11 protein-coding genes are annotated in these 15661 nt (G+C 34.4%); 6 read left to right on the top strand and 5 right to left on the bottom strand.

Features of this window, described 5'->3' with window-relative positions; all coding sequences use genetic code 11:
- The first annotated feature begins 513 nt into the window (after nt 1-513).
- Nucleotides 514-1626, top strand: a complete 1113-nt coding sequence (locus tag ACIQZC_RS04425) for an NAD(P)/FAD-dependent oxidoreductase (RefSeq protein ID WP_396138033.1) — start codon at nt 514-516, stop codon at nt 1624-1626.
- Between the two features lie 3 nt (nt 1627-1629).
- Nucleotides 1630-2361 carry a monofunctional biosynthetic peptidoglycan transglycosylase gene (mtgA, locus tag ACIQZC_RS04420; RefSeq protein WP_396138032.1) on the top strand — a complete coding sequence of 244 codons (732 nt, stop codon included), beginning with the start codon at nt 1630-1632 and terminating at the stop codon, nt 2359-2361.
- Between the two features lie 193 nt (nt 2362-2554).
- Here the strand turns inward: mtgA and ACIQZC_RS04415 are convergent, their stop codons facing one another.
- From ACIQZC_RS04415 to ACIQZC_RS04400, 4 genes are all read right to left on the bottom strand, one after another.
- Nucleotides 2555-4657 carry a prolyl oligopeptidase family protein gene (locus ACIQZC_RS04415; protein ID WP_396138031.1) on the bottom strand — a complete coding sequence of 701 codons (2103 nt, stop codon included), beginning with the start codon at nt 4655-4657 and terminating at the stop codon, nt 2555-2557.
- A gap of 56 nt (nt 4658-4713) precedes the next feature.
- The gene (locus ACIQZC_RS04410; protein WP_396138030.1) at nt 4714-6915 is read right to left on the bottom strand and encodes a TonB-dependent receptor domain-containing protein; all 2202 of its coding nucleotides are present in this window, start codon (nt 6913-6915) and stop codon (nt 4714-4716) included.
- Between the two features lie 94 nt (nt 6916-7009).
- Complete coding sequence (locus tag ACIQZC_RS04405) at nt 7010-7321, bottom strand: hypothetical protein (RefSeq protein ID WP_396138029.1); 312 nt, start codon at nt 7319-7321, stop codon at nt 7010-7012.
- A 231-nt stretch (nt 7322-7552) separates the two neighbouring features.
- Nucleotides 7553-8542, bottom strand: coding sequence for an aspartate-semialdehyde dehydrogenase (locus ACIQZC_RS04400; protein ID WP_396138028.1), 990 nt, complete (start codon nt 8540-8542; stop codon nt 7553-7555).
- A gap of 281 nt (nt 8543-8823) precedes the next feature.
- On the opposite strand from ACIQZC_RS04400, the gene ACIQZC_RS04395 reads away from it, so the two are divergent.
- Together ACIQZC_RS04395 and ACIQZC_RS04390 are read left to right on the top strand one after the other, a co-directional pair.
- Nucleotides 8824-12369, top strand: a complete 3546-nt coding sequence (locus ACIQZC_RS04395; protein WP_396138027.1) for a class I tRNA ligase family protein — start codon at nt 8824-8826, stop codon at nt 12367-12369.
- Nucleotides 12370-12467: 98 nt separating this feature from the next.
- The gene (locus tag ACIQZC_RS04390; protein ID WP_396138026.1) at nt 12468-13163 is read left to right on the top strand and encodes a zinc metallopeptidase; all 696 of its coding nucleotides are present in this window, start codon (nt 12468-12470) and stop codon (nt 13161-13163) included.
- A gap of 64 nt (nt 13164-13227) precedes the next feature.
- Here ACIQZC_RS04390 and ACIQZC_RS04385 read toward each other — a convergent pair whose 3' ends face one another.
- Complete coding sequence (locus ACIQZC_RS04385; protein WP_396138025.1) at nt 13228-14589, bottom strand: saccharopine dehydrogenase family protein; 1362 nt, start codon at nt 14587-14589, stop codon at nt 13228-13230.
- Between the two features lie 124 nt (nt 14590-14713).
- Between ACIQZC_RS04385 and ACIQZC_RS04380 the strand changes: the two genes are divergently transcribed.
- Nucleotides 14714-15106, top strand: coding sequence for a DUF423 domain-containing protein (locus ACIQZC_RS04380; protein WP_396138024.1), 393 nt, complete (start codon nt 14714-14716; stop codon nt 15104-15106).
- Nucleotides 15107-15171: 65 nt separating this feature from the next.
- Nucleotides 15172-15661 (top strand): phosphoenolpyruvate carboxykinase (ATP) (locus ACIQZC_RS04375; RefSeq protein WP_396138023.1); only part of this gene is annotated, 490 nt, incomplete at its 3' end.

Genomic DNA, 15661 nt, shown 5'->3' with positions numbered 1-15661 from the left:
TTTTTGAATCAGAAACTCCAACTGGTGCTAATCCACCAATTACATAATGATTCCATTTTGTAACTTTAGTACTACCTTGAGCTCCTTTTCCAACAACACTTGTATAAGAAAAACAAGATGTTAGCATGATTGACATTGCAAAGGCAATTGTCATAACTTTAAATGTTCTTTTCATTTTTTTAAATTTATAATTATTTACCCAATATTGAGTCGATTTTAGGCATTGTTTGCGGTTTCGATGCTATCCGTTTAATCAAATAAACCTTTCACGAACATTATTCTCTCTTATAATATTGGAAATTTTTGATGTCAAAAATACAAAAATATTATAAATTTACAAATTATAAGTATTTTTTTTAATTTATAAGTACTTTAAAGTAACTATTTTTTTATTTCCCTTGAGCGTTTAAATTTTTTTCAGAAATAAATCAACCCGAAAGTTTTATACAAAAAAAGAAAGCCCTTGCAATAAAAAACATTTTAGTACATTTACTTTTTAAAGTATTATAAGGTATGCAACTCAGTTATTGGGAGATAAAAAATTGGTTTACCAATGTCGATTTTACTATCGTAGGTAGCGGCATTGTTGGTTTGCATGCGGCTCTAGCATTGCGTGAAAAATTTCCGACTTCTAAAATTATAATCTTAGAAAAAGGTGTTTTGCCTCAAGGTGCGAGTACAAAAAACGCTGGTTTTGCTTGTTTTGGCAGCATTTCTGAAATCATTCACGATTTAAAATCCCATACTGAAGAAGAAGTCATTCAATTAATTCAAAAAAGATATTCAGGATTGCAATTATTACGGAAAAACTTAGGCGATGCTGCTCTAGATTTAAAACCCTACTGTGGTTATGAGCTGTTTTTAAAAGAAGACGAATCGTTTTATAATGAATGTTTGCAGAAAATCCCTTTTATTAACGAATTTTTGAAACCTCTTTTTAAAGCGGAAGTATTTCTAAAGCAAATGGATCGTTTTCAATTTGGAGGAATATTTGAACATTTAATTTTCAATCCGTTTGAAGCCCAAATTGATACGGGTAACATGATGCAGGCGCTACTCAAAAAAGCGCATCAAAACGATATTTTAATTTTGAACAATCAGACCGTAACCCATCATCAAGAATTGAACGACGGTGTTGAAGTAGTAACTAATGGTTTTGCTTTTAAGACAAACAAATTGGTTTTCACTTCAAACGGTTTTGCATCACAATTGACTAATAACCAAGTGCAACCTGCAAGGGCACAAGTATTGATTACAAAACCAATTCCGAATTTAGATCTAAAAGGAACTTTTCATTTAGATGAAGGATATTATTATTTTAGAAACATCAACGATAGAATTTTATTGGGTGGCGGAAGAAATTTAGATTTTGAAGGCGAAACTACTACTTCACACGATACGACAGAATTGATTCAAAATCGTTTGGAGGAATTATTAAAAAATGTAATTTTACCACAAACACATTTTGAAATTGACCACCGATGGAGTGGCACCATGGGCATAGGAGTGCATAAAAAACCTATTGTTGAACAATTGTCAAATCATGTTTATTGTGGGGTGAGAATGGGCGGCATGGGTGTTGCAATAGGAAGTATAATAGGTCAAGAAGTAGTAGATTTAATTTAAAATATGGCAAAAAAACCAACACCAAATAGAACATCAAAACCCGCAGTAAAACGAACTACCGGTCAAAAAATAAAACGCTTTTTATGGTTGGCCTTTTTGTGGTTCAACGGAATTAACTTTTTAATAGTTTTGTTGTTCAAGTTTGTGCCAGTGCCGTTTACACCATTAATGGGTCTTCGTGCTATGGAACACAAAAAAGAAGGAAAAGAAATGACTTGTAGCCATGAATGGGTGCCTATTGACGAAATTTCCTTGAATCTTCAAAAAGCTGTTATTGCCAGTGAGGACGGACGTTTTCTAGACCATTGGGGATTTGATTTTGAAGCCATGAAAAAAGCGTTTAAAAGCAATCAAAAAGGTAGAAAAATAAAAGGCGGAAGCACTATTTCGCAACAAACGGCAAAAAATGTGTTTTTATGGCAAGGCAGAAGTTATGTGCGCAAAGCCCTCGAAGCATATTATACTGTTTTGATCGAGTTGGTTTGGGGTAAAAAACGCATCATGGAAGTATATTTAAACAGCATTGAAATGGGCGATGGTGTTTATGGTGCCGAAGCAGCTGCAAAACATTGGTATCGAAAAGATGCTGCTAGTTTAACCCGATATGAAGCTGCTGGTATAGCGGCAATTTTACCCAATCCGAGAAAATATAAAGCCTCCAATTCCTCATCATACATAAACCGAAGAAAAGCAAAAATTTCACGCTATATTCCTATGATTAAACTGGATTATTAAAACAAATTTATTAAAAAAAACAGAATTCATTTCAGAAGATATACCATTGGGTTTGATGCTAATATTATGCGAATTTTAAGTCGTGTATTGGGTTACAAAATATTTAACTATATCATTAGAAAATTTACTTTGAATAACTAAAAAAACCGTTTCATTATTGAAACGGTTTTTTTTAGTTGAATTTTGGAATGAATTACTTTAAGTTTTTAATTCCCATATTGTACAAGGTAAATACTTGCATATCTACATTTTCTTGAATGGTTGCTGCTACTGATTTTCCAGCACCATGGCCTGCGTTTACTTCAATACGAATTAAAACCGGATTGTCTCCAGATTGTTTCGCTTGTAACTCGGCTGCAAACTTGAAACTATGTGCTGGCACTACTCGGTCATCGTGATCGCCAGTAGTAACTAAAGTAGCAGGATATTTTGTTCCCGCTTTTACATTATGTACAGGCGAATACCCTTTAATGTATTCAAACATTTCGGCACTTTGGTCAGCTGTTCCATAGTCGTAAGCCCAACCAGCACCAGCGGTAAATGTATGATAACGTAACATATCTAAAACACCAACTGCTGGTAATGCAACTTTAATTAAATCAGGACGTTGCGTCATTACAGCACCTACTAATAATCCACCATTAGAACCGCCTTTTATAGCTAAATAATCAGATGAAGTATAGTTTTCTTTGATTAAATAATCGGCTGCAGCTATGAAATCATCAAATACGTTTTGTTTTTTAAATTGGGTTCCGGCATCATGCCATTCTTTACCATATTCGCCACCTCCGCGTAAATTCGCTACAGCGTAAATTCCTCCATTTTCTAACCAAACTGCATTTGAAATACTAAATGCAGGAGTTAAACTTATATTAAATCCACCATAACCATATAAAATGGTTGGGTTTTTTCCGTTCAATACCGTTCCTTTTTTATAAGTAATAATCATCGGAACTTTTGTACCATCTTTAGAAGTGTAAAACACTTGTTTCGATTCGTAATTTGATGAATTGAAATCGACTTTAGGTTGTTGATATATTTCAGATTTACCCGTTTTTGGATCAAATGTATAAATGGTATTTGGTGTTACATAATTCGTAAACGAAAAATATAATGTAGTTTCTTTTTCTTTTCCACCAAAGCCTCCAGCCGTTCCAACACCTGGTAATTCAATATCTCTAACTAATTTTCCGTTGTAATCATATTGTTTGATGAACGAAACAGCGTCTTTCATATAACTTGCAAAAATATAACCACTTCCAGTGTTAGGAGACAATACATTTTTATTTTCTGCGATGCAATCTTTCCAATTTTCTTTAGCAGGATTTGCTATATCAAAAGTCACCACGCGTTTGTTTGGCGCTTTATAATTGGTTACCAAATAAATTTTCGATCCTTTGTTGTCTAAAACATCATTGTCGTTTTCGTAATTATCAATCAATGTTACGATTTTACTATTTGGTTTAGATAAATCTAAGTAATACAATTCGTTTCCAGAGGTTGAATTTGCAGCCGAAATAAACAGGTAGTTTTCATCTTCAGAAACACCACCACCAACATACCTTCTTTTTACATCGCCACCATAAATTAATTTATCTGTTTTTTGCGAAGTGTTTAATTTGTGGTAATACAATTTATGTTGGTCGGTTTTTGCCGATAATTCGCTTCCTTCAGGTTTGTCGTAACTTGAATAGTAAAAGCCTTCGTTTTTGTACCAAGACACACCACTAAACTTTACATCCACAATGGTGTCGCCTATAATTTTCTTAGTTTTAGCATCCAAAACAATCACTTTACGCCAATCACTTCCGCCTTCAGAAATAGAATAAGCTACTAAACTTCCATCTTTACTAAAATTAATTCCGCCTAATGAGGTTGTTCCGTCTTTAGAAAAAGTATTAGGATCTAAAAAGAGTTCTTCTTTTCCATTTTTATCTTTTCGAAACAACACCGATTGGTTTTGAAGTCCGTTGTTTTTATAATAATACGTATAATCACCTTCTTTAAATGGCGCCGAAATTTTTTCGTAATTCCACAATTGCTCCATTCTCGTTTTTAGTTGATTTCGGTATGGAATTTGAGCTAAATAATCATAGGTTACTACATTTTGAGCTTTTACCCAAGCTTCCGTTTCTGCACTGCGGTCGTCTTCTAACCAACGATAGGGATCATTTATTTTTTCGCCAAAATAAGTGTCAATGTGGTCGATTTTTTTGCTTTCAGGATAAGTAATTTTTGTTTGTGCGTTCATAACAAGTGTACAAACAATAGCGGTTAGGGTTATTGTTTTTTTCATAAAAAAATTATTGATGAATAACAAAGATATTCAATTGAACGGAATGAAAATGTTAATTATAAATCAAAATTTAAACGCAACATAATATTTCTACCCATATTATTAATGCCGTCTGCTTTTAAGCGCGATAAGTGATTGACATAAGTTTTGTTCAACAGATTTGTTCCCGTAAGATTTAACTGAACAACTTTTTTACCAATGGTGATTGTTCCGCCAAGGGATAAATTGATCAATAAATAGTCAGGAGTTGACGTTTCAAATTCGCTTACATTATCTTGTTTGAAGTTATAATTTAAAAAGCATGAAACATAATTGTTTTTAATCCATTGGTTCGAATTCAGCTCTGCTCTTATATTGTTTTTCCATTGGTTGGCAGGAATTAAAGGTAAATTATTAGTTCCTTGAATTCCGGTTACACTTTCAAAACTGCTGGTAAAATGCAACCAATCAAAAGGATGTGGATGAAAGTGAATTCCAGCTTCTCCACCAAATAAATAGCTGTTGTTTTGCACGTAATTGTATACGGCATTTCCATTAATTTCGGTACCAGAAGGAGTTATGAAAATGTAATTTGAAACGGAATTGTAAAAACCGTTTGCAAACCACTCCAAGTGTTCGCTTTTGTATTCTAAGTTAATATCTACTTGAAAGTTTTGCTCATTTTTCAATTCAGTATTACCTATTTCATAACGATTACTACCTTCATGAACTCCGTTTGAGGTTAGTTCAGATAAATTCGGAGCTCTAAATCCAGAAGCAATGTTAATTCGGGTTGAAATGGAGCTTGACAGATTTGTTTTGTATCCTAATGAGGCATTAAAACTATTGAATTGTTTATTGATGGCTTCAAAATAGCCTTCTTCGCCTTCAGTTCCGTGAGTTGAAGTGTTGATTTTTCTATTGTCGTAACGAATTCCGGCTTGTAAAACATTGGAATTCCAACTGTAATTTGTGGTTGCAAATGCGCCAAAATCGGTAACTTTTGCATCAGGAATAAGTAATTCTTCCCCAAAATTTGTATTCGTTTGATCCATTCCTTGAATTCCAATAATGGTTTCCCAACGATTTATTTTTGGAACAAAATATTTTACAGTATAACTGGCAGTTTTTAACTTCATGGATAACGCAATTTCATCTGGCGCTTCCAATTCTTTTCGGTCGTTTAACGAATAGCCAAAATCGGCTTCAATTTTCGAATTTTTAAAATATACTTTTTGGTTCAAACTCAACAAATGATTCGCTATTTCTTGTTTTGGGAAAAGCGGATTTCGGAAACCTGAATTTTCTATATCTTCTTCGGGTAAACCCAAATTTAAGTTGTTGTAATTGTATCTAAAATCGGTTGCTATTTTTGAATTTGAATACCCAATTCCCGATTTAAAATCTTTTTCAATGAAACGCGTATTGATTATTCGATCTCCATTCGGAACTTCATAATCGGCATGTGAAGTGTAATTTCCTCGAAGTAAAAATTTGAAATTTGACGGACTGGCTTTAACGCCAAACGTAGTAGAAGTTCCTTGTGTATTCGTAAAATAGCTTTGTTCAAAATCGGCTGATTTTTCTTTATACGGGGCATATTTTTCCGAATTAAAATAAACTACACCGCCCAGAGCATCTGAACCATATAATAACGACGCGGGCCCTTTAATTACTTCAACGCTTTCAATTCCGGCAGCATTTAAACCCAAACCATGTTCTTCTCCAAACTGCTGATTTTCCATGCGAACTCCTTGTGAATAAACTAAAACACGGTTACCGCTCAACCCTCGAATCACAGGCTTACCAATGGAATTTCCTGTCGAAATCTGCGAAACTCCTGGGATGGTTGCAATACCCTCAATTAGCGAAGTGGCTCCGTTTTCTTTCAATGTTTTTACCGAAGCATGTTCTACTTTCATTACATTTTGCGATTGTATTTTATTATATAAAGTAGAAATAATTACTTCTTCTAAATGGATCTCTTTTTCTAAAAGCATTACATTTAAAATAATGTCATCGCCATTGGTTTTTATGACTTCTTTTTTTGTTTGAAACCCTGTTCGTTGAAAAATAACTTCAGTTGTTCCTTTAGGAACTGATGCTAACTGAAAATACCCGTTTTCATCGGTTGTTGTTTCAGTATTGTTTTCTAAAACGTGAACGATAACACCCGATAATTTTTGCTGGTTGCTATTAGTTACGTATCCGCTAATTTTAAATTGAGAAAAGCCCGCTATTGAAAATAATAGCAAGAGTATATTGAATTGCTGTTTCATTTTTTAAGTTTTTATTTGATAAATAATACAAAAATTTGTTTCACATCAAGCTGATGCAAAACAATATGAGCCCCATAAAATAAAGCTATTGTAGTTATGAAATAAAAACTGGTGGTCCTCTTAGATAAAACGAATTTCCATCAGCAGTAATACATGATTCATTGCTGTTAAATTGGTATGGAATTTCGTAAAACGAAGGAATAAAGTCATAATGGATTACTTCTGGCGAAAGGAAAGCCGCAAATTTGAAATCACAAACCGGACAATCTTCGCTTTCGGTAATCGTTTTTTCAGAAGATTTAAAAGTCAAATGATGTGCGTCATCACAACATTCTGTTTTGGTAGTGTGTTCGTGCGAAAAAGCATGCACTGATTGATAGCATACCGCAAATAAAACGGCAAGCATCAAGCTAATGTTTATATATAATAATTTCTTTTTCACAATGGTAAAGATACTGCTTTTAGAGTAAAGCAAAAATTCAAACCACGAATTAACGATTTTTTAAGTTTTGATGGACTTAATTCGGTAGTTCGTGGTTATTCTGAATTACATTTTGTCATTTCGACCAAAGGGAGAAATCACATAAAGTGATCAATTAATGTGATTTCTCCTGCGTCGAAATGACAGTATAGAAAACTATACTAGATTATTCGCAACCAAGTATTCTGCAATTTGAATCGTATTTGTAGCCGCTCCTTTTCTTAAGTTATCGGAAACAATCCACATATTAATGGTGTTTGGTTGGCTTTCATCTCTTCGGATTCTTCCCACAAACACATCATCTTTTCCTTGTGCATAAATAGGCATAGGATAGGTATACGTGTCTAAATTGTCTTGAACTGTTACGCCAGGCGTATTGTGTAAAATTTGACGGATTTCGTTCACATCAAAATCATTTTCAAATTCAATATTCACGGCTTCACTATGTCCGCCAACGACAGGAATTCTAATAGCGGTCGCTGTAACGGCAATGGTTTTATCGTTTAATATTTTTTGCGTTTCTTGCACTAATTTCATTTCTTCTTTAGTGTAACCGTTCTCTTCAAAACTATCGCATTGGGGAATGGCATTTCTGTGAATGGGGTATTTATAAGCCATATCACCTTGAATTCCTGCGTATTCATTTTCCAATTGTTGTACTGCTTTTACTCCTGTTCCTGTTATGGATTGATAGGTGGAAACTACAATACGTTTAATGTCATATTTAGTATGCAAAGGCGCCAAAGCCATTACCATTTGAATGGTTGAACAGTTTGGATTGGCAATAATTTTATCGTCTTTTGTTAATATCGAAGCATTAATCTCTGGAACAACAAGTTTCTTGGTTTTGTCCATTCGCCATGCCGAAGAATTATCAATTACAGTGGTTCCGGCTGCAGCAAATTTTGGAGCCCACTCTAAAGAAGTTTCGCCACCAGCTGAAAATAAGGCAATTTCAGGTTTAAGATCTACAGCAGTTTGTAAACCAACAACGGTAAAGGTTTTGCCTTTCCATTCAATTGTTTTTCCAACCGATTTTTCTGAAGCAACCGGAATTAATTCGGTTACTGGAAAATTACGTTCTGCTAATACTTCAAGCATTATTTCGCCTACCATTCCGGTAGCACCCACTACGGCTACTTTCATTTTTATGAGATTTAGTTTCACAAAAGTAGAGAATAATCAAATTACTTTTCAAACAGAAATACTATTTTTCTAAAAAGTTACTGATATATTTGAATGAAGTTCGAATAATGATCTAAAATTTAATCACTTTCAACTTTAAGATTTAAAACGTAAATTTGCAATCGAATTTTTGTTTCAAGTTTTATATGACTTAATCACTTTTAACCTGAAACATGAAACCTAGAACAAATGACTTGAGCTTGCGAAAGCATGAGACCATTAAAAAACAATAAGAGCGAAGAATGAAATATTTCCACGAAAAAATCGAAGCCAAATGGCAACAATATTGGGCAAAAAACCAAACTTTTGCAGCAAGTAACACTTCGGATAAACCTAAATACTATGTATTAGATATGTTCCCTTATCCATCGGGAGCTGGATTGCACGTGGGGCATCCGCTGGGGTATATTGCTTCTGATATTGTAGCACGTTATAAAAGACATCAAGGCTTTAATGTATTGCATCCGCAAGGGTACGATTCCTTTGGTTTACCTGCAGAACAATATGCCATTCAAACAGGACAACATCCTGCCGATACGACTCGAATGAATATTGAAGGTGGTGTAGATAAATCAGGAAATGTAATTCAAGGATATAGAAATCAATTGGATAAAATTGGATTTTCGTTTGATTGGAGTCGTGAAGTTCGTACTTCAAATGCAGACTATTACAAGCATACTCAATGGATTTTCATTCAATTATTCGAATCTTGGTACAATAAAACATCCGATAAAGCGGAAAGTATTTGCACCTTAATGCGAGAATTTGAGAAAAATGGAAACACGCAAGTTAATGCCGTTTGCGATGATAACATTACTTCGTTTTCTGCAGTCGAATGGAACGCTTTTTCATCAGAACAACAACAAAAAATCTTATTACAATACAGATTAACTTATTTAGCCGAAACCGAAGTCAATTGGTGCGCGGCTTTAGGAACCGTTTTAGCGAATGACGAAATTGTAAACGGCGTTTCAGAACGTGGTGGACATCCAGTTGTTCGTAAGAAAATGACCCAATGGAGTATGCGAATTTCTGCTTACGCGGAACGCTTATTACAAGGTTTAAACGATATCGATTGGAGTGAATCTATCAAAGAATCACAACGAAATTGGATTGGAAAATCAGTTGGAGCGAGTGTGAGATTTAACATATTACCTCACCCCCAACCCCTCTCCAAAGGAGATGGGAGCTTGAAAACTGAACAAGGTTATAAAACCGCAAATCCATTATATGCAAAAGAATTAGTTATTTTAGCTCGCAATAATCGCAAAGAAAAAACAGTTGCAGAAAATATTTTGTGGCAAGAATTAAGAAATTCTAATTTAGGCTATAAAATTAGAAGACAACATTATATTGGAAACTTTATAGTTGATTTTGTTTGCCTTGATAAAAAACTAATAGTAGAAGTTGACGGCGAATATCATGACGATATTGAACAGAAAGAAAAAGATGATGAACGTACTTTATTACTAGAGCAAAAATATTTTTACAAAGTAATCCGTTTCACAAATCAAGAAGTAGAAAGTAATCTAGGTAATGTTTTATCCAAAATTAAAACGGAACTTATAAAAAGAGAATCCTCAAGCGACTCGGCTCCCCTCTCCTCCGGAGAGGGGCTGGGGGTGAGGTTTTTTGGAGAGAAGTTTATCGAAGTCTTCACCACTCGCCCTGACACCATCTTCGGTGTGACCTTTATGACATTAGCTCCAGAACACGAATTGGTAGCACAAATTACCACTCCAGAACAAAAAGCAGCGGTGGAAGCCTATGTAGAAGCGACTGCAAAACGTTCAGAAAGAGAAAGAATGGCCGATGTAAAAACCATTTCAGGAGTATTTACAGGTGCATATGCCGAACATCCGTTTACCAATGAACCTATTCCAGTTTGGATTGGCGATTACGTTTTAGCGGGTTACGGAACAGGTGCGGTTATGGCAGTACCTTGTGGCGATGAGCGTGATTATGCTTTCGCGAATTTCTTCAAAGGAACGTACGGAATGCCAGAAATAAAAAATATTTTCAACCAAGATATTTCAGAAGCGGCTTATGGTGAAAAAGGCGGTTTCGAATTGGTAAATTCTGATTTCTTAAACGGATTAGATTACAAAAACGGAACGAAAAAAGCCATCGAAGCTTTAGAAGAAATAGGCGCAGGAAATGCCAAAGTAAATTACCGTTTACGCGATGCCGTTTTCTCTCGCCAACGTTATTGGGGCGAACCTTTTCCAGTATATTATGTGAATGGTTTACCACAAATGATTGACAAAAAACACTTACCAATTGTATTACCAGAAGTAGAAAAGTACTTACCAACCGAAGATGGGCAACCGCCTTTAGGAAATGCAACCGTTTGGGCGTGGGATAGTATTCAGTGTGCAGTGGTTTCAAACACACTTTGTCATGCTGAACTTGATTCAGCATCTCATAATGGAGTGTATCCTTTAGAATTGAACACGATGCCAGGTTGGGCAGGTTCTTCTTGGTATTGGATGCGTTATATGGATGCGCAAAATGAAAACGAATTTGCGAGCGAAGACGCCTTAAAATATTGGGAAAGCGTAGATTTATACATAGGCGGAAGCGAGCACGCTACGGGACATTTATTGTACTCTCGTTTTTGGAATAAATTCTTAAAAGACAGAGGCTATGCACCTACCGAAGAACCCTTCAAAAAACTGATCAATCAGGGAATGATTTTGGGGATGAGTGCTTTTGTTTATAGGTTAAAGCCTCGAACAGCATCAATTGGCATAAATTACAATAGTAATTATCGTGTTGAAATGGACAAATTATATTTAAATGTTTTGGTGTCTAAAAATTTATTTAAAGATAATTATTTAAAAAACGATATTCCTTTATTCGATGAGCTTTCGACTAAAGTCAAAAATTGGTTAAAAGAAAATGATGTATATAGAGAAATACAAGATATAAATAAAGAAATAATTTTATTTGAAGCAATTCCAATCCACGTTGATTTATCTTGTATTAATGATATTACGAACGAATTAGACATCGAAAAATTCAAAGTACATCCCTTATATATTGATTATGCCAATGCAGAATTTGTTTTAGAAAACGGAAAATACATTGTTGGTCGCGAAGTCGAAAAAATGTCGAAATCAAAATACAATGTGGTTTCGCCAGATGACATTTGTAATGAATACGGAGCCGATACACTGCGTTTATACGAAATGTTTTTAGGGCCTTTAGAGCAATCTAAACCTTGGAATACAGCAGGAATTACCGGTGTTTCTGGTTTCTTGAAAAAATTATGGCGTTTGTATTTTGATGACAATGGTTCGGTTATTGTAAGCGATGAACCTACGGCAGAAATGTACAAATCGTTACATAAAACCATCAAAAAAGTTACGGAAGACATTGAGAATTTCTCCTTCAACACTTCGGTTTCTCAATTTATGATTTGCGTGAACGAATTGCAACAATTAAAATGCAATCATCGTGCTATATTAGAGCCATTAGCTATTTTAGTTTCGCCATACGCACCACATATAGCAGAAGAATTATGGAGTGCATTAGGTCACGAAGGCTCGATTTCAACAGTTGCTTTTCCAAAATTTGAAGAAAAATATTTGGTTGAATCTGAAAAAGAATATCCGGTTTCATTCAATGGAAAAATGCGATTTACGATTAAGTTACCATTAGACTTAACAGCCGCTCAAATTGAAGAAATCGTAATGGCAGATGAACGTACACAAGCGCAATTACAAGGCAGAACACCAAATAAAGTGATTATTGTTCCAGGCAAAATTATTAATTTGGTTGGGTAAATTTTGTGCTTTAATTAACAATGTCAAATTGTCATTTTTTAAATTTGGCTTGTATTTTGATAATATTTTATTAATTTTAAATTTTAAATAATAAAGATATGTGGACATATTATATAATAATCGGTGCAATTGCCCTCGCAAGTTGGTTAGTAAGTAATAAATTGAAAAGAAAGTTCGCTTTCTATTCAAAAGTAACCCTTCGTAATGGCATGAGTGGTGCTGAAATTGCAGAAAAAATGCTTGCTGATCACGGTATTAGAGGCGTTCAAGTTATTTCTACGCCGGGACAATTAACAGATCACTACAATCCAGTAAATAAAACAGTGAATCTATCAGAAGCAGTTTATAATCAACGAAATGCTGCCGCTGCTGCCGTTGCTGCTCACGAAGTGGGTCACGCGGTACAACACGCACAAGCTTATGAATGGCTAACCATGCGTTCTAAAATGGTGCCCATGGTGAATGTTTCATCAAGCATGTCGCAATGGTTAATTATGGGAGGATTAATTTTAGGATTTGCATCAAAATCTGGAATTGGTTTCTATGTAGCTGTGGCGGGTTTGGTTTTAATGGCCATTGCAACTACTTTCAGTTTTATTACGCTTCCTGTAGAATATGATGCCAGTAACAGAGCATTAGCTTGGTTAAAAAATAAAAATATGTTAAGTCAAGAAGAATATGCTGGAGCTGAAGATTCATTAAAATGGGCTGCAAGAACTTATGTTGTTGCTGCGTTAGGCGCATTAGCATCTTTATTGTATTGGGCACTTCAAATTTTAGGTTCCAGAGATTAATTCTTCAAATTTCAAAATAGTAAATCCAAATTTCGAAACAATTTCGGAATTTGGATTTTTTTATTTAATTATAATAATCGTAACCAAAGTAGGGCACATCAAATTCATAAAAAACTACGCCATACTTTTCTAATTCCGCTAAAATAGGCAGATACACTTCTTTAGCAATAGGCAATTGCACACCTGTTTTTTGTATTTCTCCATTTAATATTTTCAAAGCTGCAATGGCTACGGGCAACCCTACTGTTTTTGCCATCGCGGTATACGTTTGATCGTCTCCTAAACAAACCATTGTAGCATCTATTTGTTTTTGCTCACCATTTATTTCGTAACCAATTTTATGATACATCACAATCATATCTTTATCTTCTGATTGTAAAGTCCATTTATAAGACAGTATTTTTTCCAACATTTGAGCTGGTGTCGCGTTTTTTAAACCAGGGACTACCGATTTACTAAATAAATCTAACTCCATAAGTTTGTCCCAAATTACATCGTCTTGGTCAATTTTTAATTGATGTCTGAATTTAATTTCCACAGAGTCCGTTGGATGATAAGGCAAAAATAAATTCACAAAATCTCGGTTACTCATGTTTTCAGAATCATCAATAATATAGGTGTCATCTGTCATTCCTAATTGCACAAAAACATCCCAAGCTTTTGAAAAACCTACTCTTCTTATGGTTCCACGATAACAGGTTTCTGCATTTTGTAAACCATAAACTTCTCTGTATTTTAAGGAATCTCTATTAGCGTAGGCTTCAAATCGTCCAAATCCTTCTACTTCCAAAAATTCGGTTCTTCTAAATAATTTATGATAAGGAATGTATTTATAAGTGCCTTCTTGAATGAATTTTGCCGCTCCACCTTGACCCGCTAAAACGACATTTCTTGGATTCCAAGTAAATTTATAATTCCACAAATTAGTATCGCTTTCAGGGGCAACTAATCCGCCACAAAACGATTCAAACAAAATAATTTTTCCGCCTTTAGCTCTAATTTCGTCCATTATTTTCATGGCACTCATGTGATCTATTCCTGGATCTAAACCAATTTCGTTCATGAAAATCAATTGGTTCGCTTTTGCAATTTCGTCTAATTCTTGCATGGCGGGGCTAATATAGGAAGCCGTTACCATGTGTTTTTTGTATGTAAGACAATCTTTTGCCACTTCTATATGAAGATGAGCCGGCAACATTGAAATTACGATGTTGGCTTTTTGAATTTCTATTTTACGTTGTTCTTCATTGTGAACATCAAATGCAATAGCAGTTGCGTTTTTATGATTGGTTGTTTTTTGTTCTGCCAATTCTTTAGATAAGTCACCAATGGTAATATGAAGTTGCTCCTTTTCTGAATGGTCTAATAGATATTTTATGAGGGATGATGCCGATCGACCTGCTCCAATAACTAATATATGTCTCATCTGATAATATAATAAAAATATAACACGAAGATAGTAAAATGTTATATTTATAAAAGTTTTTTTCACATTAATATGAGAATTTAAGCCATTAACTTTTAGTATCTTTGGTGTAAAATTTAGAATAATGGATAAAAAAATAATTTTAACCGCTATATTTTTGGGTCTTACAGCAATAATTTTAGGGGCTTTTGGAGCTCATGCATTAAAGAAAACCCTAACAGAGGCTCAATTGCAATCTTTTGAAGTTGGGGTTCGGTACCAAATGTATCATGCCTTATTTTTGTTATTCATAGGAGCGTTCACTTTGTTAAACGAGAAAGAGCGCTTTGTTATTTTTTGGCTCACACTTTCAGGAGTCTTACTTTTTTCAGGATCCATATATTTATTAGCCACAAATGGATTAACTCATTTAAAAACAAAATGGTTGGGGCCCATAACACCTCTAGGGGGAGTATTGTTGATCGCGGCTTGGAGCTATCTATTTTACTCAGTTTTAAGTAAAAAAACAAATATTTAAAACGCTATCTAAAATTAAATTTATAATTTTGCACTTTATTTAAAACACAACATAACATACTTTTTATGGATACGAATGCCAAAATTACGAAATCGATTGCGTTAGAAAAATATGGAATCAATAATGTAACTGAAATAATCTACAATCCATCCTACGATTTTTTATATAATGAAGAGTTAAGCCCTACTTTAAAAGGTTATGAAAAAGGACAATTATCGGAACTTGGGGCTGTAAATGTTATGACAGGAGAATTTACCGGGAGGTCTCCAAAAGATAAATATATTGTAAAAGATGCTGTAACCGAAAACTCGGTTTGGTGGAATTCTGATAAAGCAGCTAATGATAACAAGCCCATTTCTCAAACCACTTGGAATGCTTTAAAAGAGAATACAGTTCAACAACTTTCTGGAAAAAAACTATATGTAGTGGATGCGTTTTGTGGCGCAAATGAAGATACCCGTTTAAAAGTTCGTTTTATTATGGAAGTGGCTTGGCAAGCACATTTTGTAAAAAACATGTTCATTCGTCCTACGGATGCTGAATTAGAAAACTTTG

This window comes from Flavobacterium sp. (assembly GCF_044338735.1).
GTDB lineage: Bacteria > Bacteroidota > Bacteroidia > Flavobacteriales > Flavobacteriaceae > Flavobacterium.
The sequence above is the reverse complement of the archived record's forward strand: the minus strand, read 5'-3'. Positions and strand labels throughout refer to the sequence as shown.

Excerpts from the sequence above, each read along its gene's own strand:
- ACIQZC_RS04390 (WP_396138026.1), top strand. The coding sequence starts at position 12,468 with ATGTGGACATATTATATAATAATCGGTGCAATTGCCCTCGCAAGTTGG.
- ACIQZC_RS04410 (WP_396138030.1), bottom strand. The coding sequence starts at position 6,915 with ATGAAACAGCAATTCAATATACTCTTGCTATTATTTTCAATAGCGGGC.
- ACIQZC_RS04395 (WP_396138027.1), top strand. The coding sequence starts at position 8,824 with ATGAAATATTTCCACGAAAAAATCGAAGCCAAATGGCAACAATATTGG.
- mtgA (WP_396138032.1), top strand. The coding sequence starts at position 1,630 with ATGGCAAAAAAACCAACACCAAATAGAACATCAAAACCCGCAGTAAAA.
- ACIQZC_RS04425 (WP_396138033.1), top strand. The coding sequence starts at position 514 with ATGCAACTCAGTTATTGGGAGATAAAAAATTGGTTTACCAATGTCGAT.
- ACIQZC_RS04415 (WP_396138031.1), bottom strand. The coding sequence starts at position 4,657 with ATGAAAAAAACAATAACCCTAACCGCTATTGTTTGTACACTTGTTATG.
- ACIQZC_RS04380 (WP_396138024.1), top strand. The coding sequence starts at position 14,714 with ATGGATAAAAAAATAATTTTAACCGCTATATTTTTGGGTCTTACAGCA.
- ACIQZC_RS04385 (WP_396138025.1), bottom strand. The coding sequence starts at position 14,589 with ATGAGACATATATTAGTTATTGGAGCAGGTCGATCGGCATCATCCCTC.
- ACIQZC_RS04405 (WP_396138029.1), bottom strand. The coding sequence starts at position 7,321 with ATGCTTGCCGTTTTATTTGCGGTATGCTATCAATCAGTGCATGCTTTT.
- ACIQZC_RS04400 (WP_396138028.1), bottom strand. The coding sequence starts at position 8,542 with ATGAAAGTAGCCGTAGTGGGTGCTACCGGAATGGTAGGCGAAATAATG.